At 44.6% G+C, this 26,841-nt stretch carries 26 protein-coding genes; 8 read left to right on the top strand and 18 right to left on the bottom strand.

The features are described 5' to 3' along the window. The first annotated feature begins 246 nt into the window (after positions 1-246). Both ABDV94_RS05815 and ABDV94_RS05810 read left to right on the top strand, forming a co-directional pair. Positions 247-1,794, top strand: coding sequence for an Rne/Rng family ribonuclease (locus tag ABDV94_RS05815; RefSeq protein WP_343605580.1), 1,548 nt, complete (start codon positions 247-249; stop codon positions 1,792-1,794). Between the two features lies 1 nt (position 1,795). Continuing rightward, the gene (locus ABDV94_RS05810) at positions 1,796-2,269 is read left to right on the top strand and encodes a regulatory protein RecX (RefSeq protein WP_343605578.1); all 474 of its coding nucleotides are present in this window, start codon (positions 1,796-1,798) and stop codon (positions 2,267-2,269) included. 156 nt (positions 2,270-2,425) lie between these two features. Here the strand turns inward: ABDV94_RS05810 and ABDV94_RS05805 are convergent, their stop codons facing one another. Beyond that, the gene (locus ABDV94_RS05805) at positions 2,426-3,331 is read right to left on the bottom strand and encodes a hypothetical protein (RefSeq protein WP_343605577.1); all 906 of its coding nucleotides are present in this window, start codon (positions 3,329-3,331) and stop codon (positions 2,426-2,428) included. An 89-nt stretch (positions 3,332-3,420) separates the two neighbouring features. After that, positions 3,421-4,041: a hypothetical protein gene (locus ABDV94_RS05800; protein WP_343605576.1), complete on the bottom strand. Its 621-nt coding sequence runs from the start codon at positions 4,039-4,041 to the stop codon at positions 3,421-3,423. 357 nt (positions 4,042-4,398) lie between these two features. On the opposite strand from ABDV94_RS05800, the gene ABDV94_RS05795 reads away from it, so the two are divergent. The 3 genes from ABDV94_RS05795 to ABDV94_RS05785 are packed head-to-tail and all read left to right on the top strand — an operon-like array spanning position 4,399 to position 6,826. Then, positions 4,399-5,112 (top strand): polyprenol monophosphomannose synthase, encoded by a 714-nt coding sequence (locus ABDV94_RS05795; protein WP_343605574.1) that lies wholly within the window; start codon positions 4,399-4,401, stop codon positions 5,110-5,112. Continuing rightward, positions 5,112-6,449, top strand: coding sequence for a dihydroorotase (locus tag ABDV94_RS05790; RefSeq protein ID WP_343605572.1), 1,338 nt, complete (start codon positions 5,112-5,114; stop codon positions 6,447-6,449). Before ABDV94_RS05795 ends, ABDV94_RS05790 begins: the two co-directional genes overlap by 1 nt. After that, the gene (locus tag ABDV94_RS05785) at positions 6,446-6,826 is read left to right on the top strand and encodes a DUF4296 domain-containing protein (RefSeq protein WP_343605570.1); all 381 of its coding nucleotides are present in this window, start codon (positions 6,446-6,448) and stop codon (positions 6,824-6,826) included. The genes ABDV94_RS05790 and ABDV94_RS05785 overlap by 4 nt, the downstream gene beginning before the upstream one ends. Here the strand turns inward: ABDV94_RS05785 and ABDV94_RS05780 are convergent. Together ABDV94_RS05780 and ruvC are read right to left on the bottom strand one after the other, a co-directional pair. Then, positions 6,807-7,523, bottom strand: coding sequence for a hypothetical protein (locus ABDV94_RS05780; protein WP_343605569.1), 717 nt, complete (start codon positions 7,521-7,523; stop codon positions 6,807-6,809). The two genes, ABDV94_RS05785 and ABDV94_RS05780, sit on opposite strands and share 20 nt — an antisense overlap. Further along, positions 7,520-8,077, bottom strand: a complete 558-nt coding sequence (gene ruvC, locus ABDV94_RS05775; RefSeq protein WP_343605568.1) for a crossover junction endodeoxyribonuclease RuvC — start codon at positions 8,075-8,077, stop codon at positions 7,520-7,522. The genes ABDV94_RS05780 and ruvC overlap by 4 nt, the downstream gene beginning before the upstream one ends. A 46-nt stretch (positions 8,078-8,123) precedes the next feature. Here ruvC and ABDV94_RS05770 point away from each other — a divergent pair, with 46 nt between their 5' ends. The 3 genes from ABDV94_RS05770 (at position 8,124) to ABDV94_RS05760 (ending at position 12,833) form a co-directional block, all read left to right on the top strand. Beyond that, entirely contained in the window at positions 8,124-8,999 is an 876-nt protein-coding gene (locus tag ABDV94_RS05770; RefSeq protein ID WP_343605566.1) for a hypothetical protein, read from the top strand. Between the two features lie 3 nt (positions 9,000-9,002). Next, positions 9,003-10,076 carry a glycosyltransferase gene (locus ABDV94_RS05765; protein WP_343605564.1) on the top strand — a complete coding sequence of 358 codons (1,074 nt, stop codon included), beginning with the start codon at positions 9,003-9,005 and terminating at the stop codon, positions 10,074-10,076. A 303-nt stretch (positions 10,077-10,379) separates the two neighbouring features. Continuing rightward, positions 10,380-12,833 (top strand): ATP-binding protein, encoded by a 2,454-nt coding sequence (locus ABDV94_RS05760; protein WP_343605562.1) that lies wholly within the window; start codon positions 10,380-10,382, stop codon positions 12,831-12,833. 137 nt (positions 12,834-12,970) lie between these two features. Here ABDV94_RS05760 and ABDV94_RS05755 read toward each other — a convergent pair whose 3' ends face one another. The 14 genes from ABDV94_RS05755 to ABDV94_RS05690 all read right to left on the bottom strand — a co-directional run bounded on the left by ABDV94_RS05755 (position 12,971) and on the right by ABDV94_RS05690 (position 26,654). Continuing rightward, entirely contained in the window at positions 12,971-14,326 is a 1,356-nt protein-coding gene (locus ABDV94_RS05755; RefSeq protein WP_343605560.1) for a sigma-54 dependent transcriptional regulator, read from the bottom strand. A gap of 84 nt (positions 14,327-14,410) precedes the next feature. Continuing rightward, a complete protein-coding gene (locus ABDV94_RS05750) occupies positions 14,411-14,722 on the bottom strand; it encodes a hypothetical protein (RefSeq protein WP_343605558.1) in 312 nt (103 codons plus the stop codon). A 204-nt stretch (positions 14,723-14,926) separates the two neighbouring features. Continuing rightward, positions 14,927-15,406: a hypothetical protein gene (locus tag ABDV94_RS05745; protein ID WP_343605557.1), complete on the bottom strand. Its 480-nt coding sequence runs from the start codon at positions 15,404-15,406 to the stop codon at positions 14,927-14,929. Positions 15,407-15,459: 53 nt separating this feature from the next. After that, entirely contained in the window at positions 15,460-15,858 is a 399-nt protein-coding gene (locus ABDV94_RS05740) for a DUF3127 domain-containing protein (protein ID WP_343605555.1), read from the bottom strand. Between the two features lie 26 nt (positions 15,859-15,884). Further along, a complete protein-coding gene (locus ABDV94_RS05735) occupies positions 15,885-16,778 on the bottom strand; it encodes a flavin reductase family protein (RefSeq protein WP_343605554.1) in 894 nt (297 codons plus the stop codon). Positions 16,779-16,894: 116 nt separating this feature from the next. Then, the gene (locus ABDV94_RS05730; protein ID WP_343605553.1) at positions 16,895-18,541 is read right to left on the bottom strand and encodes an AMP-binding protein; all 1,647 of its coding nucleotides are present in this window, start codon (positions 18,539-18,541) and stop codon (positions 16,895-16,897) included. Positions 18,542-18,691: 150 nt separating this feature from the next. After that, the gene (locus ABDV94_RS05725; RefSeq protein ID WP_343605551.1) at positions 18,692-19,744 is read right to left on the bottom strand and encodes a choice-of-anchor L domain-containing protein; all 1,053 of its coding nucleotides are present in this window, start codon (positions 19,742-19,744) and stop codon (positions 18,692-18,694) included. Between the two features lie 48 nt (positions 19,745-19,792). Then, positions 19,793-21,436, bottom strand: a complete 1,644-nt coding sequence (locus ABDV94_RS05720) for a M1 family metallopeptidase (RefSeq protein WP_343605549.1) — start codon at positions 21,434-21,436, stop codon at positions 19,793-19,795. Between the two features lie 36 nt (positions 21,437-21,472). Continuing rightward, entirely contained in the window at positions 21,473-21,832 is a 360-nt protein-coding gene (locus tag ABDV94_RS05715; protein ID WP_343605546.1) for a DUF1801 domain-containing protein, read from the bottom strand. Between the two features lie 244 nt (positions 21,833-22,076). Further along, positions 22,077-22,658: an HPP family protein gene (locus ABDV94_RS05710; RefSeq protein ID WP_343605544.1), complete on the bottom strand. Its 582-nt coding sequence runs from the start codon at positions 22,656-22,658 to the stop codon at positions 22,077-22,079. A gap of 25 nt (positions 22,659-22,683) precedes the next feature. Next, a complete protein-coding gene (locus ABDV94_RS05705; protein ID WP_343605542.1) occupies positions 22,684-23,157 on the bottom strand; it encodes an OsmC family protein in 474 nt (157 codons plus the stop codon). 1 nt (position 23,158) lies between these two features. After that, positions 23,159-23,818: a class I SAM-dependent methyltransferase gene (locus tag ABDV94_RS05700; protein ID WP_343605539.1), complete on the bottom strand. Its 660-nt coding sequence runs from the start codon at positions 23,816-23,818 to the stop codon at positions 23,159-23,161. Between the two features lie 171 nt (positions 23,819-23,989). Then, entirely contained in the window at positions 23,990-25,228 is a 1,239-nt protein-coding gene (locus ABDV94_RS05695; RefSeq protein ID WP_343605537.1) for a sensor histidine kinase, read from the bottom strand. Positions 25,229-25,385: 157 nt separating this feature from the next. Further along, complete coding sequence (locus ABDV94_RS05690) at positions 25,386-26,654, bottom strand: aminotransferase class I/II-fold pyridoxal phosphate-dependent enzyme (protein ID WP_343605535.1); 1,269 nt, start codon at positions 26,652-26,654, stop codon at positions 25,386-25,388. Positions 26,655-26,841: the final 187 nt, after the last annotated feature.

The raw sequence follows: 26,841 nt of genomic DNA, 5'->3' as shown, positions 1-26,841 counted from the left end.
GGAGTGCTTTTTTTAAAGCTATTGAGATTGAAATAATTGAATTAATAACCATAAAATAATATTGCTATGCCAAGCGGTAAAAAAAGAAAAAGACATAAAATGGCGACGCACAAGCGTAAGAAAAGACTAAGAAAAAATCGTCATAAAAAGAAGAAATAAGAACTTCTTACAGATAATTGGAAGAGCTTAGTAAGTGCTTTTACTTACTAAGTTTTTCTGTTTTAGTTACTTTCTAATTATACGTTCGTGAGTTTAGAACTAGTTGTAGACGCCCGTGAAGGTGGTGTATGGCTTGCTCTCTTGCGCGATGGGAAATTGATTGAACTGCACCAGGAACAGGGAAGTACTGACTTTGCCGTAGGTGATATTTACCTTGGAAAAGTGCGTAAAGTAGTTCCCAGTCTGAATGCTGCGTTTGTGGATGTAGGTTACGAGAAGGACGCATTTTTGCACTATCTGGATCTGGGCCCGCAATTTCAATCGTTGAATAAATTCACCAAAGACACCCTGCAAGGGAAGCAGAATGTCGCTGATTTATTGTATTTTAAATCAGAGAAAGACATTCCGAAAGACGGAAAGATTACTGAGATAGTATCAACTACATCACCGATATTGGTTCAGGTTGCCAAAGAACCGATTTCAAGCAAAGGTCCACGCTTAAGTGCGGAATTGACACTGGCAGGCCGTTATTTGGTCCTGGTGCCGTTCTCGGAAAAGGTTTCGATCTCCCAGAAAATTAAAAGTCAGGAAGAACGGGATCGTTTACGAAGCCTGATGGATGATATCAAACCGAAGAACTTCGGAGTGATTATCCGTACGGTTGCTGAGAACAAGAAAGTGGAAGCGATCGATCAGGATTTGAGAAACCTGATGGAGAAGTGGAAGACCATGCATACGAATCTGAAGCAGGCAACGCCACCCCGCCGCGTTTTGGGAGAAATCGATAAGACTTCCTCCATTTTGCGCGATCTGTTGAATGCAGACTTTTCAAATATCCATGTGAGTGACGAAAGACTGATGTCCGAATTGAAAGAGTACATCAGCGGAATTGCTCCGGGAAGAGAAAAAATTCTGAAACTGTATGACGGAAAACTCAATATTTTTGAGCGTTTCGGCATAAATAAGCAAATCAAGACGATGTTCGGGAAGAAAGTGCCGCTTCCTTCCGGAGGATATCTGATCATTGAGCATACGGAAGCCATGCACGTGATCGACGTGAACAGTGGAAACCGCAAAGGTGCAGATGGACAAGAGTCTAACGCACTGGCTACGAATATCGAAGCTGCGGAAGAAATTGCGCGTTTGTTGCAGTTGCGTGATATGGGAGGAATCGTTTGTATCGATTTCATTGATATGCACGATAAGGAAAACAACAAAGAGTTGTTCGAAAAGCTGAAGGAATTTATGCGCTCCGACCGGGCGAAACACAATATCCTTCCGCCGTCCAAATTCGGAGTTGTTGAAATTACCCGTCAGCGCGTACGCCCTGAAACAGATATCAATACTTCTGAAACCTGTCCGACTTGTAACGGGACAGGAGAAGTACAGGCATCGATCCTGTTTGCGGAAGAAATCGAAACAAACCTGAATTTCCTGCTTACTGATAAGAAGGAAAAGAAACTTTCTTTGCAGGTTCACCCCTACCTGGAAGCTTATTTCAAAAAAGGATTGATTTCCAAACAATGGAAGTGGTTCTTTAAATACAAAAAATGGATAGATGTCCGTGGAGTGACAGCCTACCATCTGTTGGAATACAATTTCCTGGATAAAGATAATAACGAAATTGCTCTCTGATATGGGGAGCAATTTTTCTTTTCTGGAAGCTAAACACAAGATCGAAGCATATTGTGCTTACCAGGATCGCTCGCATTTCGAAGTAAAAAACAAGTTGTTTTCCTGGGGACAAAGTCCGGATCAGGTGGATCAGCTGATGGCTTACCTGATTGAAAACAAATTCCTCGACGAAGGACGCTTTGCCGAATCTTACGTTTCAGGAAAACTCCGTATAAAACATTGGGGACGCATCAAAATCAGGCAGGGACTGCGTCTGAAGCAGATTCCCGAAAAGATTGTCCAGCTTGCTTTCAAGACCATCGATCCGGATGAATACTTCACTATCCTGAAACACGAAATCGCCAAAAAGCAAAAAGACCTGGCTTCGGAAAAAGATCCCTGGAAGAAAAAAGCCAAAGTGCTTCGTTATGTGCAGTCGAAAGGTTTCGAAAACGACTTGATCTTTGAGGCATTGGCGGAAGTGGAAGAAGAGTGAATCTCGTTTTGAAAGAGCCATTGACCCGCGTCTCCCCTTGAGGGGAGATTGAGAGGGGTGGTTTCTTTTGAAAATCTGTTTTGCCACTTCCCTTAATCCATCCTCCAGGAGGGAGAACGTAAGATCGGCTTCAATTTTAAGATCTGAATCAGTTGCTTAAATAGAAACCTGGTAATACGCGATACCATTTTCGTGATGGTTTGCCCGAATCACCAGCGTACGGTTATCTGACCAGCGAATCTCAGTGATTTCGAATGCTTCGGACTCTAAATCTCCCAGGTAAAGAAAATGTGCTTGTCCCTTTTCTTTTTGATCGACTTTTAAGACTGTTAAATAAGAAGTTTGGTGATGATATCCCGCGTTTTCATAGTATGCCAGGAGCTTTCCGTCTGGTGATTCTGCGGGGCCAGTCGGTGGGCCATCTGAGTATCCTGAAATAATTCGGTGTGCTACCGTGTCGGCTTTATTGATCAGAATTAAATCGCCGAAGTAAAGTCCACCGTCGCCGATACTGTTTTCCGTTAAGACATAAGTTTGGCTTTCAGGAAGAAATCCATGATAGTAAAATCCCTGCTTCGAATCAGGTTTGAATGTGAGTTTCCCTGCTTGCAATGCCAGTTGCTTGATGTGATTATTTTTCGTGTCATAGCATTTATATTTCCTATATGGGCAAGCTTTAGCACTCAAAAAAAGCAGTGAATCACACGGCTTGGCACTCAATGATAAATAATCGGATTTCGGTACCTCCTTTAAGTCTTCAATCACGGTTAGTTTTTTCAGATCAAATTGTTTTCCAGCCGTTTCATCCGGACGAGTTTCTGCTGTTTTTCCGGAGTGTGAATCCTGTTTAGGAGAATTGCTACAGGATGCCAGGCAGAGCAGGGATAACAACAATAGGTTTGATTTCATATGCAGTATCAGTATATTTTCGGTTGATGATTTGATCAATAAAACAAATGTATAAAACCCCTGAAAACAAAAGAACCTTTCCGTTGAGAAAGGTTCTAAGATAAGGTTTGTCCGTTCGAATGTCCGCTTTTGTTCTCGATACATTTTTCTCATGTCAATTCGAGTTCCTGACGGTAGTCAGGAGTATCGAGAATAAGTGAGAAAAATTACTCGAACAGACAAGCGCGAGCAAACAGCTAATTCTATTTAAAAGTCGATTTCTTAAACAAGCCCAGTATTTTTTGTTTGTCAGCATCGTTGTTATAAGCGATAGTAACAGTCATGAACTTATTTTTCACGATCGAAGTCAGCAAGAGCTGATTCGCAAAGTTTTTATTGTCGCGGTCATAAAGCGCAATCTGGTAGGTGTCGAATGTGACACCACTCACTTTCAATGTTCCGTTGATCGAATCCAATGTGGTTCTCTGATCCAAATAATTGTTGTAGATCGTGGTGTGGATGCCGGAAATAATGCGTTTGTATTGTGCTTCGTCTCCTGAGAAATCTTCCCACGTCGATTGGAAGTTATTGTCAAAATTCTTTTGAAAAGCCAGCGTCCGCTTGATTCCGGATGAATTGGAAGAAGAATCGCCTGAAATTTCTTTGCTGCGTTGATCCAGTGATTCCAAACTCGATTTGGAAGTGATAATCCAGTTGTCCGGAAATTCCATCGTCCACCCCAAAGCCTGGCTGGTAAACGTATTTCCGCTGAAAGTACCTTCGTCAACTTCTTTGGAATAATCTTTTTTGGTACCTCCTCCGCATGCGGTCAGGATCAGGAATACAAGTGCTGAAACGGGGATGAATAGCTGCTTTGTTTTCATATGATTGGCTTTAAATTGTGTTTATGCGAATCGATTTCTCCGGATTGGTTCCTTAAAAACGTACCGCTTTGATCAAAGATAATGAATATTCAATGCCTGTTTGCCGAATACCCTGAAATGTACCGAATATGGTGTGAAGTGCAAAGATGGTTGACTAGACTCGTTAATTACGAATTACGAATGAATTTATTTTTTAATTAGGAATTAGGAATTAGGAATTAGGAATTAGGAATTAGGAATTAGGAATTAGGAATTAGGAATTAGGAATTAGGAATTAGCTAAATTATACCAGAAACAAGATAAATTCGTTTGAAGAAGCGGAATTTGACTATTTTTATCACCTGAAATAAAACCCACGTGACGCGATCTGTTGTAATTATACCGACTTATAACGAAAAGGAGAATGTTGAGCGTATGGCTCAGGCAGTGATGAACTTGCCGGTTTCGATAGACATTCTTTTTGTCGATGACAATTCTCCCGATGGTACTGCATCAATCATTCGCGATTTGATGGGACAGTTCCCCAACCGCATTTTTCTTGAAGAAAGACAAGGTAAAATGGGACTTGGAACAGCCTATATTCACGGTTTTAAGTGGTCTCTCAATCACCATTACGATTACATATTCGAGATGGATTGCGACTTTTCGCACAATCCGCTGGATTTGCCGCGACTGCTGGCAGCATGCACCGAACGCGGAGCAGATCTGAGTATCGGTTCGCGCTACACGAAAGGAGGGAAGGTGCAAAACTGGCCTCTGGGACGCATCCTGATGTCTTATTTTGCTTCTGTGTATGTCCGGATGATCCTGTTTATCGGGATTGCTGATACCACAGCCGGATTCATGTGCTACTCCAGCAAAGTGTTGCGGGCAATCGATTTGGATAATATTCACTTCAAAGGATATGCGTTCCAGATCGAAATGAAATACGCTGCAAAGCGAAAAGGGTTTAAAATCATCGAAGTTCCGATCACCTTTATTGACAGACAATTCGGAGAATCCAAAATGTCGTCGAGTATTTTCAAAGAAGCTTTCTTTGGAGTTTGGAAAATGAGAAATTTGAAGGTCTGATGGCTAAGATTTTATTAAAAGGCGCAACACTTGTAAACGAAGGAAAAGAGTTTGCTGCCGACGTGTTGATCGAAGGGAAACGCATTTTGAAAATCGCTCCGGTTATTGCCGCTGAAGGTGCTGTAACGGAAATCAATTGTGAAGGACTGCACCTGCTTCCCGGATGCATTGACGACCAGGTTCATTTCAGAGAACCAGGATTAACGCACAAAGCAACCATTCAATCCGAGTCGAGAGCCGCAGTTGCCGGGGGAATCACTTCGTTTATGGAAATGCCGAATACCGTTCCGAATACGCTCACGCAAGAGCTGCTCGAAGCGAAGTATCAGCGCGCATCCGAAGTTTCTCCTGCAAACTATTCCTTTTTCATGGGAGCTTCGAACGACAATTACGATGAGGTGATGCGTACCGACATTCAGAACGTCTGCGGAGTGAAAATCTTCATGGGATCTTCTACCGGGAACATGTTGGTCGATAATACCAACACGCTCGAACATTTGTTCGCAAACGTTCCGATGCTCATCGCAACGCATTGTGAAGACGAAGCAACCATCCGCCGCAACCTGGAAATTTTCAAGGAAAAATACGGAGAAGAAATCCCGATGTCGGCACACCCGCTGATCCGAAGCGAAGAAGCGTGCTACCTGTCTTCATCCAAAGCAGTTGAACTTGCAAAAAAGAACAATACGCGTTTACACATTCTGCATATTTCAACCGGCATCGAAACGGATCTGTTCCGAAACGATATTCCGCTGGAGCAAAAACGAATCACAGCAGAAGCGTGCGTTCACCACTTGTGGTTTTCGGATGAAGATTACAATGAAAAGGGTGCCTGGATCAAGTGGAACCCGGCGGTGAAAACGGCAAACGACCGTGACCAGATATGGAAAGCGCTCCTGGACAACCGTATTGATGTGGTTGCAACGGATCATGCACCTCATACCATCGAAGAAAAACAACAAAAATACTTACACGCTCCGTCGGGTGGACCATTGGTGCAGCATGCATTACTGGCTATGCTGGATGCTTCTGCAAACGGAAGAATTCCACTGGTGCGTGTTGCTGAGAAAATGGCTCACGCAGTTGCAACCTGTTTCCAGATCAAAGACCGTGGGTATCTTCGTGAAGGTTACTTTGCGGATTTAGTATTGGTAGATCTGAAAAAGAAAACAACCGTGACGAAAGATTCGTTGTTGTACCAATGTGGCTGGTCTCCGTTTGAAGGAACTACATTTTCTGCATCTGTGGAGAAAACCTTCGTGAACGGGGAGATCGTGTACGAAAACGGAAAACTGACCGGAATTCAAAGCGGAGAGCGTTTAACATTCGTTCGATGAGAATCCTGGCCTTCATAGCGTTTGCACTGGTATGGGGGATTCAGTCCTGTAATGGTGAGTTGAAGGCTCCTGAAAAGCCGGATCAGTTGATCCCGGAAGAAAAAATGATTGACCTGATGACCAATATGCTCATCCTGGAAGGGCATATTCAGAATACGTATTCTTCGGTGAACCGTTATTACAAAGTCATGACTGCTTCCGGGCGGGATTATCTGAAATCACAAGGTGTTACGCAAAAGCAATACGAAGATTCCTTTCGTTATTACAACAGCATGCAGCAGGATTATATCAAAATGCTGGATAAAGTCATGGAGCGCCTGCAGAAGGAATCCATTGAATTACAGAAAAATCCCGCGGTTAACGACAGCTTGAATTGATCGTAGTCATGAGTTTTCGGAACTCAGTGCGGTAAATCGATTCGTTGAACCACTGCTTTTGATTCTGAACGATGCAGTTCCACCAGCCGTAACGGAGTACTTCGATTCGAGCCCATAGTTCCTTGTCCGGGCTGTTCCAGTTCTTTTCAAAAGATTGAATAATCGGATTCGGATCCAAAGCTTCGGCAACTTCCTTCTCGTGGATTTCTTTCCAAAGCTCCAGGAGTGTTTTTCCACCCTTTTCGAGTGCAGTGATGTAACGGGAACAGTCCTTGCTGTATGGTGTGCCTTTCAATGCTTTCGGGTTGGTTAATGCGATCACGGCCTTTTCCCTCAACAGACACTGCTCCTTCAGATTTTCGTCGCGTGCCTTTTTGATTTTCGACCAGTATTCTCCTTTCGGATATTCCATTTGATCGAGTTCTTTCAGGAAATTCCCGCATTCGAACCGGATGTTTTTCACGCTCAGATACGCGGTGTCTTTCGGTTGATAAGCCAGGAAAGGCTGACTCAGTTCCGAAGCCTGAACCAGGGTGTAATGCGCATTCTGAACCTGCTGGTAGTTTGCTTTCGAACTATCGATCGTGGCGGTAAACAGGCAGGAACCTTCATACCATTCAAAAATTTCAACTTCCTGTGCTTTTGTTGTCAGGGAAGCAGTAAAAAGAAGGGCAAGCGCAAGGACGAATTGTTTCATCTGATTTTTCTTTCCGGGTTTTGATTCAGGAAACTGGACCAGCTGCTTCCTTTTGTTTTGTTGTTTTCACCGATTCCTTTGGAAAAATGGTGGCAGACAGCTGCAGCCAATCCGTCGGTTGCATCCAGGTATTTCGGCATTTCCTCGAAACGCAGTAAGGTTTGCAGCATCGCCGCAACCTGTTCTTTGGAAGCGTTTCCGTTTCCGGTAATGGCTTGTTTGATGCGTTTTGGAGTGTATTCTTCGTAGGGAATATTGCGTCGGAGTGAAGCGGCAATAGCAACGCCTTGTGCACGTCCGAGTTTGAGCATGGATTGTACGTTCTTGCCGAAAAACGGGGCTTCGATGGCCATTTCGTCGGGCATGTATTCTTCCATGAGTCCGTCGATCCGGTCAAAAATGCGTTTCAGCTTATCCGGTTGATTGTCCAACTTGCTTAATTGTATAATTCCAAAGTTGAGCATCTCAATTTTCGTGCCCTTAATATGAATTAAACCATATCCTAACACCGTTGTTCCGGGGTCAATCCCTAAAATTATTTTATCTTCGGCCATGCAAATGAAAGAGGAGCTTAAAACTACTAAAAAACGGGCTGGAATCATGACATTCATCAAATTATTGGTGTTTGTGGCCGTTCTTGGGAGTTTGTATGTCCAGTTGGCCCGCGTGGATTGGGAACATGCAACCGGACTTGAAATCAAACACTGGTGGGCGCTGGTTCTGGCTTTTCTTTTGCTTGTTCCCAACCTCTGGATGGAATTCCTCAAATGGAAACAGATTACCAAACCGCTGAACGTGGAACTCAAGCTGGTCAAAAATGCATTCTGGGCCGGAGTTGCTTCGGGGTTCATGTCGCCAAACGGTTGGGGAAATTTCCTGGGGCGTTTGATCTTCTTCCGCAAACGGGAAACCATCTATATCATTTTCACCACGGCACTGGCAAACCTGAGTCAATTGATTCCAACCTTACTTTTCGGGTTGTTTGCGGTATTGTTTACGTATGGAAATTCCAATTCCCTGTGGATTGCGGCTTCTTCCGGGGCATTGATCATCCTGGCAGGTTATTTCTACGGTGATTACCTGCTTCCGAAAAAACGAAGCTCAGTGACCTTTATCCGCAGACTGCAAAGCATCCGCGGGAGATACCAAAGCCTGAAATGGCCTTTCCTGGCCTTATCGTCGATTCGTTTTGTGGTTTTCAGCCTTCAGTATGTATTGTTGTTTGTGGCTTTTGGTTACGAAGACTTCCTGTTTTTGCTGATCCACATCTGGTTGATTTACCTGTTTACGTCTTTTGTGCCGTCTTTGTGGTCTGGAAAAGTACTGATCCGTGAAACGGCAGCTTTGTTCGTTTTCACGGGAACAGCTGTTTCAGCTCCGGATGTCATCGTTTCAAGCATTATTATTTACCTGATAAACATTGCGCTGCCTGCTTTTATGAGTAGTTTCATCTGGCTGCCCAAACGAAAAAAATAAACTATGTGGTTGATTGGTTCCTGGCTGCTGATTTATGTGCTTTCGATCCTCACGTTGCTGTTTGGAGTGAATCGTTTGAGAATCAGTCGAGCGTCAAAAAAAATGATGGCGATCGATGAAATTACGGTCGTGATTCCTTTTCGAAATGAAGCACACAACCTGAAAGCGTTTATGGAATGCATTTATGCCCAGCGTTATCAGCCGGCGCAATGGATTTTTGTCAACGACCATTCCTCCGATGCATACATCGACTTGTTTAAAGAAATGGATGACTTTCCGATCCGCCTCATTCACCTGCCGGAAGAACAACGCGGAAAAAAACGCGCAATCCGTTTCGGAATGGATCATGTGCGGACAGAATACTGCCTCACAATGGATGCCGACGTGGAGTTCGGGAAAGAGTACATGAAATCGATGCTGCTGCTGCCGGAAGCGGAATTGCTTATTCTCCCGGTTGAAATGACCGGAAGTAAGTGGTGGCAGTCGTTTTTTACCATCGAATACCTTTTCACCAACTTGCTGAACAAAGGAATTGCAGGATGGGCACGCCCCGTGAACTGCAGCGGAGCAAATTTGCTGATTCACGTTTCGAGTTTTGACCAGGCAGACGATATTGAAGACCACGACCATATTTTGAGCGGAGACGATATCTATACGCTTCGTGCGTTTCGCGCTTCCGGAAAACGAATTGAAATCGTGGAAAACGAAGCCTTGAAGGTGGAAACCGAAACTCCCGGAACACTTTCCGAAGTGATGGAACAGCGTGTGCGCTGGTTGGGAAAAACCAGCCATGTGGCAGACCAGCTGAATAATTTCCTGGGTATCTGGGCTGTCGGACTGCACCTGTATTACTTCCTGCTCCAGATCATTACGTTTTTTGCCGGGGTCTACTGGCTGACATTTTTACTGGTTGCCTTCAAATTCGGAATGGATTTCATGCTGGTCAAAATGGACAAAAAGCAGCCGCAACGCTTTGACTTGCTGGGACTCGCTTTGTTCGAGCTGTTCTACCCGGTGTATTTATTTGCGCTTCTGGCTTACACGATGGTTTCCCAGCCGGAGTGGAAAGGAAGGTGAGTTTTAGCTCTTTTTAATAAATTGCTGGGGTATTTCTGTGTAATTTTAAAAAAAACGTTTGCTCCTGAAAAGTAGGTGATTTAAAGTTTTCATAGCTGTGAACAGAGTTTGTTTGAAAAAAGTTCATACTTCGACAAGCGCAATATGCTTAGTTCAAAAGTTCAAAAGTTCAAAAGTTCAAAAGTTCAAAATTGATTTTAAACTCATTGAATCCTTTTAACCTTTTGAACAGCCAGGTATGTTCTGGTCCGGTTGAAAATGGATTGCCTCGTTTTTAGGAGAATACTTAAAGAATAGTCAAATTTGGAGTCTTCTAAGCGATTTACTCAAACGGCCCGTGGAAAGCTGATTTTAGCCTTTGCTTTGGTGTTGTGCGTTTCTCTTCTCACCTGGATTGTAAACCGTAGTGCGTTTGACCGGATCAATAACGTCGTGGAAGACCTTGCGCGACCAAACCAACGCCTGGAAGCACTGAGCGAACTGCAATTGGAATTCACCCGGCTGAATGATTTTTACCGTGTAGAAGCCCTGCAAAACCGCTCCCGCACATCGGATAATTTCAATTCACGTATTGGAGAGATTTCAACAAAACTGAACCAACTGAAGGATTCGTTTGATACGGATCCCGAGCAGGTAGACCGGTTGGTGCAAATGGATTCCATTTTCGATCAGCGGAATAAACTCTTTGAGAAATACCTGAAAATCCGGTATAATTATTTGTATAACGGTCGGGTAGACCGCCAGTTTGAGGAATTGGCCGACAAGATCGACGAGGAAAACCTGAAGATTGATACCAATGTGGTGACAACTGAAAGACAGACCAAGACAACCACTTACTACAACCCTGTCCCGAAAGACGAAGAAAAACCGGAGAAAAAACGCCTGTTTCGTAAAAAGAAGCCGGCAGGACAGGAATTGAAGCCATACGTAGTCGTGGAAGAAAAAACGAAGGTATTGGTAGATACATTGGCTGTTTCGCAAAAAAAAGACAGTATTTTGGAGAATATCAGGCTTTCCCTGGACCAGGTGGAATCTGAACGGAATACCGGCCGTCGGTTCTTGCAAAAACAAGAGCTGATCCTCATCAAAAGCAATGAAATTCTGTTCAATCGCTTGCTGGAATTGGTCGACGAAGTCAAACAGGAAGAGCGGATTAATGCGGAAGTCAATTCGGGGATTTCCATCCAGATTGCCCGCGAAACGATTTCTTTTACCAAAGGACTGACCCTGATTTTTGTTCTGGTGGCTTTTGTCCTGATCGTGTTCATCATCGGGGATATTTCAAAATTCAACCGCTACCGGAAACAGTTGGAAGCATCACGTGCTGAAGCCGAATTTCACAGCCAGGCCAAACAGCGCTTTTTGTCAAATATGAGTCATGAAATCCGTTCGCCGCTCCAAACAATCGTCGGGTATTCTGAATTGATGCAGGATGAGAAAGTGTATGATCCGGCAAAAGTCGAAGTGATTGCCAATGCTTCGGAGCACTTGCTGCAGGTGGTGAATGAAATCCTGGATTACTCGCGGATTACATCGTCGAATTTTGCGATTGAGAAGAAAGCTTTCGATTTGGATGAGGTAATCCGGGAAGTGGTCGACCTGTTAGCGTTTCAGTGTCGTCATAAAGGCATTCAATGGAAATTCCGTTCCGAACTGCCAGAAGGGAATGCTGTGATCGTTTCGGATCCGTTCCGCCTGAAACAAATCCTGATCAATGTATTGAATAATGCGGTGAAATTCACGCAGGAAGGAGTGGTTTCCTTTTCGGTGAATGTGAAAGAACACGCCAATAAACTGGATGTAGATTTCGTGGTGTCAGATACCGGAATCGGGATGAGTACCGCAGATTTGAAGGTTGTTTTCCAGCAATTTGAACAGGCAAAAAATGCACCTGTGCAATCCGGAACCGGTTTGGGACTGAGTATTGTGAAAGAATTGGTAGACGCATTGAACGGGAAAATCCAGGTGAAAAGCGAATTGGGCGAAGGAAGCGAATTTGTAATTCGTTTTTGTTTCGAAAAAGCCAAACAGGAGCAGGGAGCAGTAGATGCCGCATTTGACGGAGATATTGAGGTCGACGGTGTCATCTGGACTGTGGATGACGATCCGGTGATCCTGAAGCTCTGCGAACATTTGCTGAGCCGGAAAAACCTCGAATACCGCTGTTTCAATAATCCGAAAGACTTGCTGAAAGCTCCGTGGGATGAGCGCGTCAAATTGATCTTTGCCGATGTACGGATGCCGGAAATCAGTGGCATTGATCTGTGCCGGGAATTGCGCAGACGCGGCTACCGCGATGTGAAAATTGTAGCGCTTACGGCCCAGGTATTACCCGACGAAAAAGAATTGTTCCTGAAAAGCGGTTTCGATGAAATTGTATTGAAACCATTTAAGAGCCATGAATTCTATGAACCGATCCTGGAAATTGCGGTGAAGAAACCGTTGTTTGATTTTGCGTCATTGCGGGTAATGATTCCGGATGAAGCCGATTTCCAGGAGATCAAAGAACAGTTCAGAACCGATTCGGAAGCAGATTTGAAACTTATTGAAGAAGCCCTCAACGGAAAAAATCACCCGCAATTGCTTCTGTTGGTTCACCGCCTGGCAGGAAGATTCGGCCAGATGGGAGCAAAGGAGCTTGCTCAGAAACTGAGAGAACTGGAACAGAAACTCAAATCAGGAGATTCGAACGTTGATTTGCAGGAAATCCGGAATATCCTTCCTGCGTTGGAACAAGCAATCGATTCGATTGGTTAATACCGTTTCGTCACTTCTCGATACGCCTCGCAGTCGAAGTGACAGTAACATCATTTTTCTCACTTATTCTCGATACTCCCGACGAATAGCTACGCTTCTGTCGGGAACTCGAATTGACATGAGAAAAACAAAGAAAATCAATCCAGTTGGTACTTTTCCATTTTACTGTAAAGTGTCTTCCGGTCAATGTTGAGCAGCTTCGCTGCCTTGGATTTGTTGTACCGCGTTTGAATCAGCGCATTTTGAATCATTTCCCGTTCGTTTGTTTCCTGGATTTGTTTCAGGTCGTTCGGATTTGATTTCTGAGCGCGCATAATCAATTCTTCCGGCAGGGAATCCATTTCAATTTTAGAGCCTTTGCTAAGCAACACCAATCGTTTGATTACATTTCCCAGTTCACGCAGGTTTCCGGGCCAGTCGTATTGTCTGAAAACCTGAATCACGTCATCCGGAACGCTTTGTACGTTGCGGTCGAGTTCCTCGTTGGAACGTTCAATGAAATAACGGATAAACAATTCAAGATCCGCCCCGCGTTCGCGCAAAGCAGGCATTTGAATTTTGAATTCGTTGATCCGGTGGTAAATATCTTCGCGGAAATTTCCTGCATCCATTTCCTGTGCCAGGTTTTCATTGGTTGCAGTAATCAGCCGGATATCAATCGGAATGCTTTTCCCGCTTCCGACGGGTTCAATGGTACGTTCCTGTAAGGTTCGGAGCAGTTTGATCTGAACGTCATAGCTCAGGTTCCCGATCTCGTCGAGGAAAAGTGTACCGCCATTGGCTTTTTCCATCACCCCGACTTTGTCTTGCAATGCACCTGTAAAAGCGCCCTTACTGTGTCCGAACAATTCGCTTGCAGCCAGTTCTTTCGACAAAACACCGCAATCGACTGCCACAAAAGGTCCGCCGGAACGCTTACTCTGGTTGTGGATGGATCGCGCCACGTGTTCTTTTCCCGTACCGCTTTCCCCGATAATCATCACGGATAAATCGGTAGGAGCAACCAGGTCAATGTGTTCGTATAATTTCTGAGAAACGGCACTTTCGCCCTTGATGAACGAGTTACTGCTGTTGGATTCGTTCTTTTTGGAAGATTTGCCGGCTTTTGCTGGCGTACCTTCTTCCGTTTCGGATGTTTTTTGAAGTGCTGCCTGAACCACCAGGAGCAATTCATCCGGGTTAATCGGCTTGATGATGTATTCAAAAGCACCGGATTGAATAGATTTGACTGCAGTTCGCACATCGTCAAAACTCGTAATGATGACGGTAGGAAGTGCCGGAAAACTGCTGCCCATTTTGGCGATTAGCTCCAGCCCGATTCCATCGGGAAGACGGTAATCCAGGAGCAGGAGATCGAAGGCGCTGTTTTGCAATAATTTCTCGCCTGCCTGTAAGCTGGATGCCGTTGTTAACTCATATCCCTTTTTCTGGAGAAATGTAGTCACGATTTTTGAAAAAGTCGGATCGTCTTCAATTAGCAAGATCTTATTCAATGGACACGTTTTGATATTCCTAATAAAAATAAGAAAGGTCTGCCAAAAGCGAGACCTTTCTTAAGATAAATTAAGGAATTCGGACTATTTGATAACAGTTCCATCCTCGTTAAATTTCACGACTGTTGCTTCAGCCTGAGCGTTTGTCAGTTCTACTTCGTAGTAAGGCTTTTCAGCTTTCACGATGTATGCAGTTTTCGGAGCCCATCCCTGGAAAGCATCCGCTTTCAATGCAGTCTGAACTGCAGCCGGAAGCTCTTCCACTTTGATTTGTACTTTATCAGGATTGCTTACAGCTACTGCTGTTTGAGTTGTTTCCTGCGTTTTTGTATCTGCTTGTGCGTTTGCAAAAAGAGTTGTTGTAACTGCTACTGCTGCGATCATAAACTTTTTCATGGTCTTTAATTTTTAAGATTTATGCAGAGAGCAATAGAAATATGATGCCAGTGAGGAAAGTGAGAAGTGAAAAGTAAGGATTTTAAGGGTTAATTAATTGATTATTAATCAAATAATTATTGGTGGTTGTCGAAAATGGAGAACTGAGAAAACAAGCCAAAAACAAAAAACGTGTGGGATAAATCCACAAATTGAGTAAGAGAACTACAATTTGGCAGGAAAATCACTGCTTGCTTCCAGGTTTAATAAACGACTGATTTTCTGTTTGATGGGGAACAAGGAAAGGTAATAGAGCAATGCTGCCATAGAAAGGTAAATGAAGTAGGTGTTGCTCGTGAGCAGGTAAACCACATTGGAAAAGAGAATGGCTGCGTCGAGCAAGCCGAGTTGCAGAATCTTGAAACCGGTATAAGACCGGAGTTTTGCGGCATCGCTTGATGCATGAATAGATTGCGCAATGGCTTTTTTGGAAAGAAAAATTCCGGCGGAAATGGCTGTAACCAAAACAATGGGAACGATTAACTGGAACAATTCGTTCATTTCGGGGTCCCTGACGGAATCCGGATCAACCAAAAGCAGGATCAATACCAATGAGAAACTGATGAGCCCGAAGAGCAGTCCGAGGTAAATAACGAGTAGTTTGGTGTATTCCTTTTCGAAATGTGTTTTGGATGATTCGTTCATGTGGCGAAGGTATTAAAAAAAATCCCCTGGTGGTTGACCAGAGGATTTTGAAATTAAAACGGTAAATCGTCGTCGTCACTCGGAGCCGTAGAAGCACTTGGTGTAGCGATCGGATCGAGGTTCATGGCACTTGGTCCTCCAGCCGGAATTCCTCCGCCCATAGAAGGTGCAGCTCCTACGCGTTCGATTCTCCATGCCTCCAGTGTGTTGAAGTATCTCACTTCTCCCTGCGGACTTGTCCACTCACGACCTCTTAAGTTAAAAGATACTTCGATCTGGTCCTGTAAACCGAATCCATCCACCAGGCTGCATTTGTCCTGTGTCAATTGGAACAGGATATCCTGTGGATACATACTTGAGTTATCAGTTAAAACAAATTCTCTTTTTGAGAATTTCTCAGATACTTGAACGGTATCATTTTTCACCTTTAAGATTCCGGATATTTTAAACATATTTCTACGGGTTATTTACAAAATTTTCAATCGTTAAAAGAAAGCAGGGTCATCCATGCTCCTTCAATATCTTGTTGCTGAATCAATTCTTTTGCACGCTCGTGCAGAGCCAGTTCCAGCTTTGCAGGCTCATCTTCTAAAGTTAAGAATAAATCACTTAATTCCAATAGTTTATACTCGTTCACATCCGTTTCATTCGGGAGTTCCGTAATGCCGGCAAGTTGTGCCAGGTCGTTTCCGCTTAGAATGGTGCTTTGGCGAATGTCTTCAGGAAGCTGGTCGAAACCAATCCCGATTGTAGTGATCGGTTTGGTGATTTCAAACATGGAAGCTTCGTTGGCATGACAATACCAGTTACCGCCCATGCGAGCCACCAGGTTGATCTTTTTCTGATCAATCGTGCCGTCTTCAGCAAGGATTTCTTCGTGGATGTGGATTTTTGTTACTTCACAGATCACCAGGTTTCCGGCTCCTCCCTGATCTCCCAGTTCTTTCACTTCGAGTACTTTGCATTCGAACTGAACAGGAGCTTCGAGTACGCGCATCGGTTTCACGGTGTCAGAAGCAACCGGAGTGAGGCCCGATTTCACGAATTCGTCTACATCCGGAGCGAACGGAGAACTGCTCAGGCTCATCTGGTGCAGAATGTCGTAGTTCACAATGTTGATAACTACTTCCGGGATTTTCTTGATGTTGTTATACGTGTCCTTGGTGGTATTGGTTCTTCCGTTTCGCGCCGGGGAAAAGATCAGGACGGGCGGAGCAGCCGAGAAAACATTGAAAAAGCTGAACGGAGACAAGTTGTTTCCCCCGTTTTCATCAATCGTTGAAGCAAAAGCGATCGGTCTTGGGCCAATTGCTCCCAGCAAATATCCATGCAATTTCGGAATCGGAAGTTCCTTCGGATCGAGCGTTAACATCTGTTGAATTTTTTACAAAAGTACCAAATTCAGGCAGGCATTTTGCTGTCGGCCGATAGAATTAATTAACAAAATGGAACCGCTTTCCGTCCATCGAAAAGAAGAAACAAGGTCGCTCACGAGGTTTTGATCCTGGAAACAGACGACAAATCGAGTTCTTTGATGGCCGTTTCTCTCATTTCGACTTTCCGGACTTTTCCGGTAATGGTCATCGGGAACTCATCCACGAATTTCCAATATTTTGGAACCTTGTAGTGCGCAATGTTGTTCCTGCAAAATTCGACCAGTTCCTGCTGGTTGATTTTCGCACCGTCTTTCAAACGAACCCAGGCCATGACTTCTTCTCCGAATTTTTCGCTCGGAACGCCAATGATTTGGACATCTGCCACGGCTGGATGGGTATAGATAAAATCTTCAATTTCTTTTGGTGAAATATTCTCTCCGCCACGAATAATCAGGTCTTTGATCCGGCCGGTAATGTTGATGTATCCTTCGTTATCCATGGTTGCCAAATCGCCGGTGTGCATCCAGCGTTGCTGATCCAGAACCGTATTTGTTGCTTCCGGGTTATTCCAGTATTTGAGCATGACCGAATATCCCCGTACACATAGTTCCCCGCTGACACCGCGTTGCACGATATTCCCCGTTTCCGGATCAATGACTTTTAACTCCAGGTGATCATGAACTGTTCCAACGGTGCTGACTTGTTTCTCAATCGGAGTTCCGATAATGGTTTGAACCGATACGGGAGAAGTTTCTGTCATGCCGTAACAGATGGAGACTTCGGTCATGTGCATGTTGGATTGCACCTGCTTCATAATTTCAATGGGGCAGGGAGAACCCGCCATCACGCCCGTGCGCAGCGATTTCAGATTGAAACGATGGAATTCCGGATGAGTCAATTCGGCGATAAACATGGTGGGAACGCCATAGAGTGAAGTACACGATTCACTTTCCACTGCCTGCAGTGTTTTCACCGGATCAAAGCTTTCCGAAGGAATCACCATGCATGCTCCGTGTGAGGTACAGCACAAATTCCCGATCACCATCCCGAAGCAGTGATAAAAAGGAACCGGAATGCAGACACGGTCTTTTTCAGAATAATTCAAGCGTTTACCAATGAAATACGCATTGTTTAACAGGTTGTGGTGAGACAGCGTTACCCCTTTGGGGAAGCCGGTTGTTCCGGAAGTATATTGAATATTGATGGGATCATCGAACTGTAGATTGTTTTCAATGGTTCCTAATACGGAATCACTTGTTGCTTTTGATTTTTTCAAAAAGGTATTCCAGTCTTTGTCAAAGAAAACGGTTTCTTTCAGAGTCGGGCAATCTGCTTTTACTTCAGCTACCATTGCTTCGTAGTTACTGGTTTTGAACGTCAGGGCAGAGAACAGGTAACTGATTTCGGCCTGGTTTAAAACAAAACTCAGTTCGTGTGACCGGTATGCGGGATTAATATTGACCAAAATAGCGCCGATTCGTGCTGTTGCGTACTGAATCAAGATCCACTCGGAGCGGTTGGGACTCCAGATTCCTACGCGGTCTCCTTTTTCAACTCCAAGGGCAAGCAGCGCCTTTGCCACCTGGGTGGTTTGTGCATAGAATTGACTGTATGTGACCCTGTAATCCTGCTCAACACAGATTAAGGCTTCCGATTGTGGAAACAGGGCAACCGTTTTGGCCAAATTCTGACCGATTGTTTCACCCAATAACGGGAATGAGGATTGCCCGCTGACATAAGATATTTCGTTCAACTTCATACTCTTTTTTGATTGATGATTTCGTCATCCTCAAGCCGGGGTTTACTTGAAACTGTCTGTTGCTAATGTAGGAAAAATCTCATGCCGCGGTGTGTTTATTTTACAGATGAACGGAATAATTAACAAAAATTTGAAAAGCGGGAAAAGCGATCAGCGAACGACTTTTTTTGTGATTTTTCCGCCAGCTCCCGCTATGTGGATCAGGTACATTCCGGATGGATATGCACTTAGATCGACAGATGTTGTCTCTGCCAGATCTGCTTCTTTCAAAACCTGACCCGATAGATCGACAACGGAATAATGCAGTTCTTTTCCGGAGTTTTTTACTTCCAGTAAAGCCTGCTGGTTTACCGGGTTGTAAAACACACTCACGAAGTTGCTGAGATCCTGTTCGCCCAAACTGGCTGTAATTCCTCCTTCTTCAATAAACGCTCCCGAGTCGAAAATACGGTCGCCGGCATCTGCAATGGCGATGACGATGTGGTACGTTTGATTGGGAACAACTGCTGATTTTGCCGTCAGGGGAACCGTTAGCCCGTCGTATCCGGGGTAGGTGTTACTGGAATTGTAAGGTGCTTCATTTCCGTTTCCGTTATAGACGAAATATGCCGGATTTACAGGTTGAGAAGGTCCGATACCGCTTCCTGTTCCGCCCGGATTTCCGTTATTGATGTTGTTGACGCTGATTGGAGTTCCGTCTGAGAGACGTGCAATATTCTGAACTCCGCTGATACCCGGGCCGGAAATATAGATGGCAAAGGCATCACAAAAGCTGGAACCTACGTATTCCGGGTATTCTTCCGACGCAAAAATATACCTGATTCTCAACGTGTCTCCGCTTGGAACGGCATCAAATTCGATGACGGATGCATCAAAGGTTGTCGCTCCGGTCAATGGTTGCAAAGGGCTGTACCCGGGATATCCGTTGTCCTGGTAGCTTTCGGGCGAGGTATTCGGTCCCTGGGAAATGAAATTCGCACCGGTGGTGAGTAATAAACCTGAAGTGAAGGGCATATTCTGAACGTTGGCGGAAAAATAACAGATTGCCCCGTTGTAGCCGGAGAAACTGACATTCGAAATCGACACGTTGGCACTCGACAAAGCGGTAGGAACAAAGTCATTTGGGTTGGTTCCGCCGATCGTAATCTGGGATAATGAAACCAGTGAAGAACTCAGTGTGAGAAGCGTGATTAAGTATTTCATGAAAAGATGATTTCCATAAAACTAGTGCATTTTGATTAAAAATACAATTTAATCTTTCGGGCCTTTCTTCTGCAAAAGGATGTATAAATTGGTATTCAGTTCAAACGAATGACCACGTCCGGTGGAAAACGAACTCCATTTTGCGGAGCAGGAAAGTGGTTCTTTTCCGTTCATAATCGGCATGTCGAAATCCTTCACGCAGTTGATCCAGCGGAATTTCACCTTGTTCTTTTTATAAATCAGCTGCAATGTCGGCGGTTTTTTAGAACGCAGGTACTGATCGAAAATTTTCGAAAGATCCATTCCCAGTTCAGTCGACATAAACTGCTCGATTTGTTGTGTGGTAACGGTTTGATGGTAAAACACGGCATTCATTTTTCGCAGCATCATGCGGAAAAGCGAATCGTTGGCGTAGATGGTACGAATCGTGTGGAGCATGTTTGCTCCTTTGTAGTACATATCGCCGCTTCCTTCCTGTTGCACGCCGTATGGCCCGATGATCGGTTTGTCATTGTGGATGTTTTTGCGAAGTCCACGGCAATAGGCATTTCCGGCTTCTGTTCCGAACCAGTAATCGGTAAAAAGTGTTTCGCTGTAGCAGGTAAATCCTTCATGAATCCACATGTCTGCGATGTCTTTCGAAGTGATGTTATTCCCATACCATTCATGCCCGCTTTCGTGAATAATAATGAAATCCCATTTCAAGCCTTCTCCGGTTCCGCTCAGATCGCGCCCCATGTAGCCTTTGAGGTAATTGTTTCCGTAGGCAACGGCGCTTTGGTGTTCCATCCCGAGATGAGGTGCTTCGACCAGTTTGTAACCGTCTTCATAAAAAGGGTACGGCCCGAACCAGTATTCCAGAGCTTCCAGCGTTTTGGGAGCATCTATGAAGTGTTTTTTTGCTTTTTCCTCGTTGCCGCGAAGTACCCAGTAATCGACCTCCAGGTTTCCTTTTTCGCCCGCGTAATGATCATGAATGTTTACATAATCTCCGATATAGGGAATCATGCAGTAATTGTTGATCGGATTTTTGACATTCCAGGAAAATGTAGCCAGGTTGTTTTTGCCGACTTCTTTTCCAAGGAACAATCCGTTGCTCACACAAACCAGGTCTTCCGGACAGGTGTAATGCATCGTTACGCCTTTATCCGGCTCGTCGTATTGCGAATCTTTGCATGGAAACCAAACGCTGGCTCCCAATCCCTGGCAGGCAACGGTTACCCACGGTTTTCCATTTTTGTCTTTAGTCCAGATAAGTCCGCCATCCCAGGGAGCATTTTTAGCAATGCGCGGTTTCCCGTGGAAATAAACGGTGAGTTCATTATTGTTCACAGGATCGTAACCCGCATCTTCGTATAAGATGATGTATGCATTTCCGTCGCGGGTAATCCGGTTCCCCGGAATTTTATAGTTCCCGAGAAAAACGCTGTCAATGACCATTGGTTCCTGTAAATCGATCTGTAATTTCCGAAACGCATACACTCCGGTTACGCCAGGGGTCGTATAGATCATCACGTTCTTTCCTTTGATTTCCTGCTTTTCGATGTCGAAGGAAACACTCAGGTCGTAATGCTGCAAATCCCACCAGTCGCGCGTATTTCCGTAGCCTCCGCGCAGCGAATCGGCATGCGAAAATTGCCCGTAAGAGGAAAAGGCCAAAGCAGCGAGTAAAATGACAAGCAGTGATCTCATGAAAGAAGTTTTTTCGAAGGTAGCGATTCCTTGTGACTAATTCGATTTGTTCTTTTTTTCAGTCAGCCGGAAGCGTACAATGTCTTCGATCAGCTGGAGGGGAAGTGCTTCGTTGAGCGGGAATTGCACGGAGCCTTTTCCCTGTTTGTATTGCGACAATTCCTGTGCGAAAGCCTGGTGTCCGGTTGGAGTGGCGTAAAACCCGATGTGGGATTTGTAGCCCGCAAAGTAAACCAGCGGTTTTCCCTGAACCTTGTATGCCGGCATGCCGTAAGAGATCGATTCGACTGCTTCAGGAGCCGTTTTCAGGATGAGTTCCCGCATGACCGTTAATTTCTCCTGCGTTTCCGGATCAAACTCCCGGATGTATTCGTCTACGTTGGTGAATGTTTTCATTGTTTTAAGACTAATGGACTTAAAGACATAAGAGTCAAGACTTGATTTACATCTGTCTAATATCTTGACTCTCGGGTCTTATGTCTGACAATGATAAATATAAACGAATCTCACTACTTCTGCCTTGTTCTCAATACATTTTTCTCGTGTCCATTCGAGTTCCCGACAGACGCGTAGCTGATGTTGGGAGTATCGAGAATAAGTGAGAAAAATGACTCGAACTGACAAGGTTCAATACCTTGACTTATTTCTTTTTCCGGATGTATTTGGTCAAACGGCTGTTGGTTGGGTATTTCCTGTTTTTGGTGAGGTTGTTTACTATCAATGCAACGATCAGCAGGATCAGTACACCTGTGAGCACCGGAGACAACACGTAGAAAAATCCGAGGGCTTTGATTTTCGGGGTTGCGGTTACGGCAATCAATGCGGTGGCTCCACCCGGTGGATGCAGCGTTTTGGTGATCTGCATGACAACAATGGACAGGCTTACCGCCAGCGGGGCTGAAATCCAGAGTTGTTCGGGAAACAGTTTGAAGATGCACACGCCGATAAAAGCGGAAATAACGTGCCCGAAAACCAGGTTTCTCGGTTGTGCCAGCGGACTTTGAATTGCTCCGTAGATCAATACGCTGCTGGCTCCGAAAGACCCGATCAGGAAGATATTGTCCAGTTTGTCCAGTGAAAAGGACTGAATCCAGGCAATTATACCGATTCCGAAGAACGACCCGACAAAAGTCCAGAAGTGTTCCCTGAAATCAACGAGGGTTTCTTTGTATAGAACGTATTTTGCTTTCCGTAGTGATTTATTCCCTTTCTTTTTGCTCATATCCGGATGCAAAAATAGCAACTATTCAGGGTTTCACCGCAGAACAGTTTGCTTCGTGTGTAACCGGGAAATTGCAGGAATTCGCTATAAAACACTGTTTGTGGGCTTCCCGGTGCAGTTCGTTTGCTTCGTCGATCCGGGAAGCGTCTGTGATGATCACTTCCGGATGTAATACCACCGATGTGAAATGCCCGCCGTTCGGATCTTCTGTCATCGTGCCGGCAGGATTGTCTTTGTAATCGCTTACGACAATTCCAGCATCGGCACACAAATGCAGATACCAAAGCATGTGACAGCTTGAAAGCGAAATCAAGAAGAGATCTTCCGGGTTGTATTTGGAAGCATCACCTCTGAAGGCGGTGTCCGCAGAACCCTTCAGATCGGGTTTCCCGTCGATTTGAACGGTGTAATTCCGATCGTATGACGTATATCCGGTTGTCCCTTCGCCTCTGTTTCCCGTCCAGGTAACCAATGCTTTGTAATGGTGTTTTCTGCTCATGTTATGAATGCTTTTTCAAAACAAGTGTTGAGTAATGACGTTCTACGGACTCTCCGCTTTTGGCAATCACCGTTTCGGTTTGTTCGTCCTGGTGTTCCAGATGGAACGGTGTTCCGGAAACAATTTCCAGTACTTCGTCCGGGTTGTAGAGTGTGAATCCAAATGCAGTGAACGGAAGCATTTCCATAAAACTGCGGTGTGCGAAAGTGAGTGCCAATGTTCCGTCCGATTTTAAAACACGCGCCAATTCTGCGAAAACCGATTTCGGGTCCTCCCAGAAATAAAGTGTGTTTACCGTAAAAATTTTATCGATCGAATGATCTTCGAAAGGAAGTGTTTTTCCGTCATACAATACAAACTGTGCTTTCCCTGTTTCTACGGCATAGCGGTTGATCTGTTTTGCTTCATCGCGCATCAGTGAGGAGATTTCCAGACCGATGTACTGAATTCCGTTGGATTGCGCTAGCAGAAAATCCAGGTGCCCGGCATTTCCATGACCCAGTTCGAGTACGCGGTCGTCCGGACACAATTTCAGGTTTGCAATGGCATTTCGGGTCATTCCTATGTTGGTCTCATTCATCATCTGCGCTACTTCCGAGCCTTTATCTCCCGAAGGATGACTCAGCTGTGTAGCGAGTGCTTCGAGCTGTTCTTTTTCCATGATTTCTTTTTTTACTAAGTTACGAAACGAATGATCAATTACGAATTACGAATTACGAATTACAATGCCGAATTTTTGAGAAGGGAGAAGTTAAAAGGGAAAGTTCTTTTCAATCGTACATTCTCAATTTTAACCTTGATTTATGCTGACCGTCGTCGAAGCATGAATGAATCACTGGTCTTCCTGCGGGCTGAACGTGATTTCGAAGATGGTTTCCGGGTAGGTGTGGAGTTCCATCGTCCCTTCGAGCTGGTCTGTCAGTGATTCGATGAGGTCGAGTCCGAAAGAGCCTTGTCTGGACGGAGCTTTCCAGGTTCCGCTGTCTTTGTAGATCAGTTTACATTTTTTGCCCTGGAAGTGCATGAACGAAATGGAAATGAGGCAGTTGTCGTAATCGTCGAATGCGTATTTCAATGAGTTTGAAATCAATTCGTTCAGGATCAATGCAATCGGCACGATGGATCGCAAACCAATGGATTCGATATCGCACTCGATTTTCAGGCTGACCGGGTAACCGGATTGATAGGAAGAAACCAAATCGGAGGACAGATCGTGCAAATATTCGCGCAGGTGAAGCGTCGAGAGGTGGTCGCTCTGATACATTTTCTCGTGAATCATCGACATGGCAATGACGCGGTGCGTAGCATCCTTGAATTTGGCAATGGCTTCCGGGTTTTCCAATTCCCGCGATTGCAGGCGCAGCAAGCTGGTAATGATCTGCAGGTTGTTTTTGACCCGGTGATGGATTTCTTTCAGCATGACGGTTTTTTCCTCGTTCTGCTTGGAAATAATGTTGTATTGAACCCGGAGTACATCCTGTGCTTCACTCAGTTTTTTCTTCGCCACTTCGTTGGTTCGGATGTTTTCCCAGCCCAGGTAACCGATAATGGCAAAACAAAGGGATGAATTCACGACCGTACTCATAATCTGTTCGTTATTGATTGCCGTTAAATGCTGCATGTGGCTGGCAAAGAAGAACAGGTAGTAACACGCCATACAAATGGCATGGAAGATAGAAAAGACCAATCCCCAGCGAGGCCCTAAAACCAGGAATACGAACAAAATATTGATCGTGATCCAGAAACTGTCTACGAAATGTGGCTGGTTGTGGATGAAAAAAAGCGTTGTTGTGCAGCACAAGGCTCCGATGATGTTGAAAACGATGGTGGGAACGAGGTAGCTTTTTGATTTGCGGATGTATAAAGTAGTTGCGACAACTGCAAAAAATGCCACAGAGGTAATCAGGGCTACGGTGATGTCAAAATAACTGAAAAGAACGATGGTCAGTACGCCGATGGTCAGGGAAAGAAACAGCGACATGCGGTATGCCAGGACATACTTTGTTTCGAGTTCATAATCACCGGTTCCGATGGATGGGGGCGTTGTAATATTAGTTAGTAGTGTCGACATTCCACTATTTTATGCCGTGAATATACTGATTCTTTATCAGCCCGGACCTTTCGTAACAGCGAATTTTCAGTTTTATAAACGAAAGTTAACGGAAAAAGAAATCCCTGGCTTGTATGAACAGAACCAGGGACTTACTTTTCGTGTCGTAATCTTTCGACTATTTTTTTCTGTCTACTTCAACAGCAGCTAATTCATCCGCTTTGTAAGCACCTGAATCCAGCTTCTCTTTCAATTTCTTGAATGTTTCAATCGTGTAGTTTACATCTTCCAATGTATGAGCCGCAGTTGGGATAATACGCAACATGATCACGTCTTTAGGAACAACCGGGTAAATAACGATTGAACAGAAGATGTTGTAATTCTCGCGCAGGTCGAATGTCAAATTCGTTGCTTCTGCCAGGTTTCCTTTCATGAAAACCGGAGTTACAGGCGAGTTGCTTGCTCCGATATCGAAACCGGCATTTTTGAATCCGGATTGAAGTGCATCTGCGATTTCCCACAGTTTGTCTTTCAATTCAGGACGTGTACGTAATAACTCCAAACGCTTGCGTGCTCCGATCGTAATCGTGATAGGCAGTGCCTTTGCAAACATTTGGGAACGCATGTTGTAACGGAAGAATTCGATGATGGATTCTTTCGCACAGATAAATCCTCCGATGGAAGACATGGATTTTGCGAATGTTCCGAACAATACGTCGATTTCGTTTTGAACTCCCTGAGCTTCTCCGGCTCCTTGTCCGGTTTTACCCAATGTTCCGAATCCGTGAGCGTCATCTACGAACAAGCGGAAGTTGTATTTTCCGGATTTACGGAATTCAACGATTTCTTTCAGTTTCCCCTGGTCACCAGCCATTCCGAAAACTCCTTCCGTGATAACCAGAATACCACCACCTGTCTGCTCAGACAAACGGGTAGCATTTTTCATCTGCTTATCAAAGCTTTCCATATCGTTGTGCTGGAATACGAAACGCTTTCCTGTGTGCAGGCGCATTCCGTCCAAAATACAAGCATGTGCTTCCGAATCGTAAACGATGATGTCATTGCGGTCTACCAAACAATCGATTGCAGAAACCATTCCCTGATATCCGAAGTTTAAAAGGATACAATCCTCCATTCCCATGAATTCAGCCAACTCGTTTTCCAGTTTTTCGTGTTCGCTCGTTTGCCCGGTCATCATACGCGCCCCCATCGGGTAAGCCAAACCGTACTGTTCAGCAGCTTTGCGGTCTGCCTCACGAACTTCAGGGTGATTTGCCAATCCCAGGTAATTGTTCAGGGACCAAACCAAACACTCTTTTCCACGGAAAATCATTTTGTTGCCTAATTCACCTTCTAACTTCGGGAAGGTAAAATAACCATGTACTCCTTTTGAGTATTGACCAATCGGTCCACGGTTACGTTCAATTTTATCAAAAATATCTGCCATACTTGTTCATTTTCCATTAACCTGCCATAGGGCGAAGCTAACAGTTTAGGGTGCAAATTTAGCAGTAATAAGGCTCATATTACCAATTTGTGACGAAAAATTAATTAACCAAGAAATGAACAGTTTGCCAAATGCGGTTGATAAAAACAAACGGGGAAGACCGTTTGATCCTCCCCGTTGATAAAAT

Origin of the sequence: Fluviicola sp. (assembly GCF_039596355.1) — a bacterium.
GTDB lineage: Bacteria > Bacteroidota > Bacteroidia > Flavobacteriales_D > Crocinitomicaceae > Fluviicola.
Note: the sequence above shows the minus strand (reverse complement) of the source record. Positions and strands in the feature narration are given on the sequence as shown.

Coding starts and splice junctions, on each gene's coding strand:
- ABDV94_RS05810 (WP_343605578.1), top strand. CDS start 1,796: ATGGGGAGCAATTTTTCTTTTCTGGAAGCTAAACACAAGATCGAAGCA.
- ABDV94_RS05805 (WP_343605577.1), bottom strand. CDS start 3,331: ATGAGAAAAATGTATCGAGAACAAAAGCGGACATTCGAACGGACAAAC.
- ABDV94_RS05800 (WP_343605576.1), bottom strand. CDS start 4,041: ATGAAAACAAAGCAGCTATTCATCCCCGTTTCAGCACTTGTATTCCTG.
- ABDV94_RS05790 (WP_343605572.1), top strand. CDS start 5,112: ATGGCTAAGATTTTATTAAAAGGCGCAACACTTGTAAACGAAGGAAAA.
- ABDV94_RS05785 (WP_343605570.1), top strand. CDS start 6,446: ATGAGAATCCTGGCCTTCATAGCGTTTGCACTGGTATGGGGGATTCAG.
- ABDV94_RS05780 (WP_343605569.1), bottom strand. CDS start 7,523: ATGAAACAATTCGTCCTTGCGCTTGCCCTTCTTTTTACTGCTTCCCTG.
- ruvC (WP_343605568.1), bottom strand. CDS start 8,077: ATGGCCGAAGATAAAATAATTTTAGGGATTGACCCCGGAACAACGGTG.
- ABDV94_RS05770 (WP_343605566.1), top strand. CDS start 8,124: ATGACATTCATCAAATTATTGGTGTTTGTGGCCGTTCTTGGGAGTTTG.
- ABDV94_RS05765 (WP_343605564.1), top strand. CDS start 9,003: ATGTGGTTGATTGGTTCCTGGCTGCTGATTTATGTGCTTTCGATCCTC.
- ABDV94_RS05750 (WP_343605558.1), bottom strand. CDS start 14,722: ATGAAAAAGTTTATGATCGCAGCAGTAGCAGTTACAACAACTCTTTTT.
- ABDV94_RS05745 (WP_343605557.1), bottom strand. CDS start 15,406: ATGAACGAATCATCCAAAACACATTTCGAAAAGGAATACACCAAACTA.
- ABDV94_RS05740 (WP_343605555.1), bottom strand. CDS start 15,858: ATGTTTAAAATATCCGGAATCTTAAAGGTGAAAAATGATACCGTTCAA.
- ABDV94_RS05735 (WP_343605554.1), bottom strand. CDS start 16,778: ATGTTAACGCTCGATCCGAAGGAACTTCCGATTCCGAAATTGCATGGA.
- ABDV94_RS05730 (WP_343605553.1), bottom strand. CDS start 18,541: ATGAAGTTGAACGAAATATCTTATGTCAGCGGGCAATCCTCATTCCCG.
- ABDV94_RS05725 (WP_343605551.1), bottom strand. CDS start 19,744: ATGAAATACTTAATCACGCTTCTCACACTGAGTTCTTCACTGGTTTCA.
- ABDV94_RS05720 (WP_343605549.1), bottom strand. CDS start 21,436: ATGAGATCACTGCTTGTCATTTTACTCGCTGCTTTGGCCTTTTCCTCT.
- ABDV94_RS05715 (WP_343605546.1), bottom strand. CDS start 21,832: ATGAAAACATTCACCAACGTAGACGAATACATCCGGGAGTTTGATCCG.
- ABDV94_RS05710 (WP_343605544.1), bottom strand. CDS start 22,658: ATGAGCAAAAAGAAAGGGAATAAATCACTACGGAAAGCAAAATACGTT.
- ABDV94_RS05705 (WP_343605542.1), bottom strand. CDS start 23,157: ATGAGCAGAAAACACCATTACAAAGCATTGGTTACCTGGACGGGAAAC.
- ABDV94_RS05700 (WP_343605539.1), bottom strand. CDS start 23,818: ATGGAAAAAGAACAGCTCGAAGCACTCGCTACACAGCTGAGTCATCCT.
- ABDV94_RS05695 (WP_343605537.1), bottom strand. CDS start 25,228: ATGTCGACACTACTAACTAATATTACAACGCCCCCATCCATCGGAACC.
- ABDV94_RS05690 (WP_343605535.1), bottom strand. CDS start 26,654: ATGGCAGATATTTTTGATAAAATTGAACGTAACCGTGGACCGATTGGT.